This window comes from Mesorhizobium sp. M1A.F.Ca.ET.072.01.1.1 (assembly GCF_004023325.1).
GTDB lineage: Bacteria > Pseudomonadota > Alphaproteobacteria > Rhizobiales > Rhizobiaceae > Mesorhizobium.
In genome coordinates, this window is record NZ_RZSF01000411.1 from 1 (window position 1) to 4,855 (window position 4,855).

The 4,855-nt window shown below is 64.3% G+C and carries 4 protein-coding genes; 2 read left to right on the forward strand and 2 right to left on the reverse strand.

Going from position 1 to position 4,855, the window contains the following annotated elements:
• Window positions 1-2,571 (reverse strand): PAS-domain containing protein (locus tag EOA32_RS33030; protein WP_145971433.1); only part of this gene is annotated, 2,571 nt, incomplete at its 3' end.
• A gap of 250 nt (window positions 2,572-2,821) precedes the next feature.
• Here EOA32_RS33030 and mscL point away from each other — a divergent pair.
• Together mscL and EOA32_RS33040 are read left to right on the forward strand one after the other, a co-directional pair.
• Window positions 2,822-3,244 (forward strand): large conductance mechanosensitive channel protein MscL, encoded by a 423-nt coding sequence (mscL, locus tag EOA32_RS33035; RefSeq protein ID WP_095777596.1) that lies wholly within the window; start codon window positions 2,822-2,824, stop codon window positions 3,242-3,244.
• Window positions 3,245-3,348: 104 nt separating this feature from the next.
• Window positions 3,349-4,515: a pyridoxal phosphate-dependent aminotransferase gene (locus tag EOA32_RS33040; protein ID WP_095777448.1), complete on the forward strand. Its 1,167-nt coding sequence runs from the start codon at window positions 3,349-3,351 to the stop codon at window positions 4,513-4,515.
• A gap of 11 nt (window positions 4,516-4,526) precedes the next feature.
• On the opposite strand, the gene EOA32_RS33045 is transcribed toward EOA32_RS33040, so the two are convergent.
• Window positions 4,527-4,855, reverse strand: a 329-nt coding sequence (locus EOA32_RS33045; protein ID WP_128373194.1) for an aminotransferase class I/II-fold pyridoxal phosphate-dependent enzyme, incomplete at its 5' end; no start/stop codon positions are given.

Consider the following 4,855-nt stretch of genomic DNA (forward strand, 5'->3'; position numbering starts at 1 on the left):
GTCGAGCACCGCGCCTAGGATGGTCTCGACCGACTCCAGTGAGGATTCGATGTTGGTCGCGGCCCTGCCGGCCGGCCCCTTGCCGGCCTTTTCGATCAGCGAGGAGCAATAGAGCCTGGCGGCGTTGAGCGGCTGCAGGATGTCGTGGCCCGCCGAGGCGAGAAAGCGAGTCTTGCTGAGATTGGCCTCCTCGGCAAGCATCTGCGCCTGCGCCAGCTCCTCGTTGACGCGGGTGAGCTCGGCGGTGCGGCTCCTGACCCGCTGCTCCAGCGATTCATTGGCCCGCTTCAGCGCCAGGTCCTGCTCGACGCGGCCGGAAATGTCGGCATAGGTGGCGACGATGCCGCCGTCGGGCATCGGGTTGGAACGCAGCTCCAGGATGCGGCCGCTGGTCCTGAGCTCCATCTGCCAAGGACCGACGAAGCTGGTCAGCCGGTTGAGCATCGTAACCCGCTGGTCGGCGGCGATATCGCCGCGCTCGGCCAGATGCCGCAGGATCTGGTCGAGCGACACGCCCACTTGGCCCATCTCGTCAGGCAGATCGAACAGCGCCCGGTATTGCCGGTTCCAGCAGATCAGCCGCAAATCCCGGTCGAAGACGGTGATGCCCTGCTCCATCTGGTCGAGCGCGATCTGCAGCAGGTCGCGGTTGTGCTGCAGCGCCTCGGTGGCGTCGTCGAGCAGCCGGAAGGCGTCCTTGGAGTCGCGGTCGTTGCGGCGGAACAGCAGCGACAGGATAAGCCGCGCCGACGACGAGCCCACGGCGCTCGCCAGCAACTGCTCCGAGAAACGGATGACGTCCATGCTGGCCTGTTCCTTGCCGTGCAGGGAGACGTTCGCGTTCTTCTCGAAGGACTGGAAGGAGCGCTCGGTGCGCTCGACGCCGAGATAGCGGGAAATCGTGTCCTTGAGGTCGTTGACCGTGACGGCGGTGCGGAAGCGGCGCAGGCTTGGCATCGGCCCCGCCTCGCGCGGCACGAAGATCGCCGCCTGGATACGCTCCAGCGGCACCGATGCGCGGGACAGCGAACCCATCACGAAGAACAGCGTGTTGACTGACAGGCTCCACAGCACGCCATGGTTCAGCGGCTCGCCGACGGTGCCGAACAGCGCCTGGGGTCTCAGCGCCTCGAAGCCGAACAGTCCATGGACGACAAAGTCGGAGCCGGGACCGACGAGGGAAGGGAGCAGCAGCGTGTAACCCCAGACCGCGATGCCGGCGACCATGCCGAGGGCGGCGCCTCGGCCATTGGCGCGGCGCCAGATCAGCCCGCCGATCAGGGCGGGCGCGAATTGCGCGATCGCTGCGAAGGACATCAGCCCTATCGAGGACAGCCGGGCGCTGTTGGTGCTCTCGCGATAGTAGAGGAAGGCGATGAACAGCATGATGAAGATCGACGCTCGCCGAACGTTCAGGATCAGCGTCGACCAGTCTTCGTTCTCTGAAGAAGTGGTCTTGAGCAATCGACGCACGAACAGCGGGATGACGAGGTCGTTGGAGATCATGATCGACAGCGCCACGCTCTCGACGATGACCATGGCGGTGGCCGCCGACAGGCCGCCGATGAAAGCGATCATCGCCAGCACGTCGTGGCCGCTGAATAGCGGCAGCGACAGGACGTAGAGGTCGCTGCTGGTCCTTGCGCCGACCAGCGACAGCCCGGCAAAGGCGATCGGCAGGACGAACAGGTTGATCGCCACGAGATAGAGCGGAAACACCCAGGTCGCGGTGCGCAGCTCGGCCTCGCTGCGATTCTCGACGATGGTGACGTAGAATTGGCGCGGCAGCATCAGGATGGCGAAGCCGCTCAAGGTCGTCAGCACCAGCCAGGTGACCAAGGACGTGTTGTAGCCCATCGCCTGGCGCACCTCGGCATTCGCCCCGAGCGTCGCCAGCATGTCGCCGGGGCCGCCGAAGATGAGAAAGGTGACCATAAGGCCGATGGCGAGGAAGGCTGCGAGCTTGACCACCGTCTCGACCGCGACCGCCAGCACCAGCCCGTCCTGGTGCTCGGTGGCGTCGGCGTGGCGGGTGCCGAACAGGACCGCAAACAGCGCCAGCAGCATCGCCACCACCAGCGAGATGTCGCTTACAAAAGGATCAAAGGAGGGCGGCGATCCCGTATAGTGCTCGATCATCAGGCTGACCGAGCCGGAGATCGCCTTGAGCTGCAGCGCGATGTAGGGCACGGCGCCGACCGTGGCGATCAGCGTGGCGATCGCCGCGACGGCAAAACTCTTGCCGTAGCGGGCGCCGAGAAAGTCCGCAATCGAGGTGATCTTTTCGCTCTTTGCCAGCCGGACGATGCGGTTGAGCAGCGGGAAGCCGAACACGAAGACCAGCACCGGGCCGGTGTAGATGCCGAGGAATTCGAGACCCCGCTCGGAGGAGAGCCCGACCGAGCCGAAGAAGGTCCAGGAGGTGCAGTAGATGGCGAGGCTGAGCGCATAAATGGAGGGCCGCGCGCGGCCGAGTCCGGCTGCCACGGAGCGCCGGTCGCCGACGCTGGCGATGGCAAAAAGCAGCGTCACATAGGCGATCGCGATGATGACGACGAACCAGCCTTGCACGGTTCGAACTTCCTTCCTGACCGGCTGCTCGTCCGGTTATCAAACGCAACCACAGCTTTGACGCCAAGTCCACCGCGGCTTTCGGCGCATAGGTGCTTGGTGACGCCCAGAAGCGCGAACCAGTTAGGCACAAACCGGCGGCTCCGCCCTTTTTCCGGTTTTGCAACTGGGGGTTTTTGTTATTGTGGCTTCGGGGTCGGTGCCGGAGAGCCGGGGCGGCAGCGCGGCCCGTCATGGCAAGGAGGGTCGGATGCTGAAAGAATTCCAGGAATTCATCTCCAAGGGCAATGTGATGGACTTGGCCGTCGCCGTCATCATCGGCGCCGCCTTCGGCAAGATCGTCGATTCGCTGGTCAACGACATCATCATGCCGATCATCGGCGCGATTTTCGGCGGGCTTGACTTCAACAATTACTTCTTTGGGCTGTCCTCCAATGTGCACTCGGCCACGCTGGCCGAAGCCAAGAAAGAGGGAGCCGTTTTCGCCTATGGCAGCTTCATCACCGTCGTGCTGAATTTTCTGATCCTCGCCTTCATCATTTTCCTGATGGTCAAGGCGGTGAACAATCTGCGCAGGCGGCTGGAGCGAGAGAAGCCCGCGCCTGCCGCGGCGCCGCCGCCGGCGGATGTCCAGCTTCTGACCGAAATCCGCGACCTGCTCGCCAGGAAATAACGCATCCAACGCTCTTCGCTGGACCAAAACCCCGGCCGCTTGCGGCTGGGGTTTTCTGTTCAGTGATCTGGTAAGAGCGCAGCAAAACGAGCACGGATTTGTCCATGACCCTGATTGAGACCTTGCGCGCCGAAGCCCGTGCTGCCCCCGAAAGCGGCATTGTCGCCGTCGTCAATCACGGCCGCTTGCACGAAGGCCTTATTCCGCTCTGGGCCGGAGAGGGCGACCTGCCGACGCCTTCCTTCATCAGCGATGCCGCCGCAGGCGGCCTCGCCAATGGCGAGACCTTCTACACCTGGCAGAAGGGCATTCCCGAGCTTAGGCAGGCGCTCGCCCGCTACTATGCCAGGCATTTCGGCCAGCGCTTCGCCGAGGAAGAATTCATCGTCACCGGCTCGGGCATGCATGCCATTCAACTGGCCATCGACGCGATCGCCGGCAGCGGCGACGAGGTCGTCTATCTTTCGCCGGCGTGGCCGAATTTCGCTGCCGCCGCCGGTGTTGCCGGCGCTGTTCCCGTGCCGGTCACGCTCGACCAGTCCGGCAATGGCTGGTCCTGCGATGTCGACAAGATCGCAGCCGCCATCACGCCGCGTACCAAGGCGCTGTTCATCAATACCCCCTCGAACCCGACCGGCTGGACAGCCGACAAGGAAACGCTTCAAGCGATCCTCGATCTGGCCCGCACGAAGAAGCTTTGGATCATCGCCGACGAGATCTATGCGCTGTTCCACTATGGCCACGGCCGCGCGCCGTCTTTCCTCGATATCGCAACGGCGGAAGACCGCATCCTGTTCGTCAACAGCTTCTCCAAGAACTGGGCGATGACCGGCTGGCGAGTCGGCTGGATCAAGACGCATCCGGCGCTGCAGCAGGTGTTCGAGAACCTGATCCAGTATTCGACCTCGGGCGTCGCCCAGTTCATGCAGCGCGGCGCGGTTGCGGCCCTCGACAAGGGTGACGGCTTTATCGTCGAGCAGGTGGAGCGGGCACGTGCGGCGCGCGATCTGGTCTGCGACATCCTGGGTGCCACCGGCAAGGCGCGCTTCACCGTGCCGCAAGGTGCGTTCTACCTGTTCTTCACCGTCGACGGCATCACCGATTCCCGCGCCGCCGCCTTCGACATCGTCGACAACGCCAATGTCGGCCTGGCGCCCGGCACGGCCTTCGGCCCCGGCGGAGAGGCTTTCCTCAGACTATGCTTCCACCGCCGCCTCGATCAGCTTGAGGAAGCGGCAAATCGCCTGGCGAAATGGATGAAGACGGTCTGAGACGGGCGGCTTCAGCCGCCTGATTTCGGCACCAGGAGTGGAATAATCCGGTCGCTCTTCGCGACGGCCGGGCGGCCGGAGGCGGCATAGGGGATGCCGAGCGCGTCCCAGGTCTCGACCAGCGCGTCCTGCAGTTCGGCGATCAGCGCGTCCGAATGGAACGGGGTGGGCGTGATGCGCAGCCGTTCGGTGCCGCGCGGCACCGTCGGATAATTGATCGGCTGGATGTAGATGCCGTGGACGCCAAGCAGGCGGTCGCTCGCCATCTTGCAAAGCTCGGGATCGCCGACCAGCACCGGCACGATATGGGTGGCCGATTCCATCACCGGCAGCCCGGCCG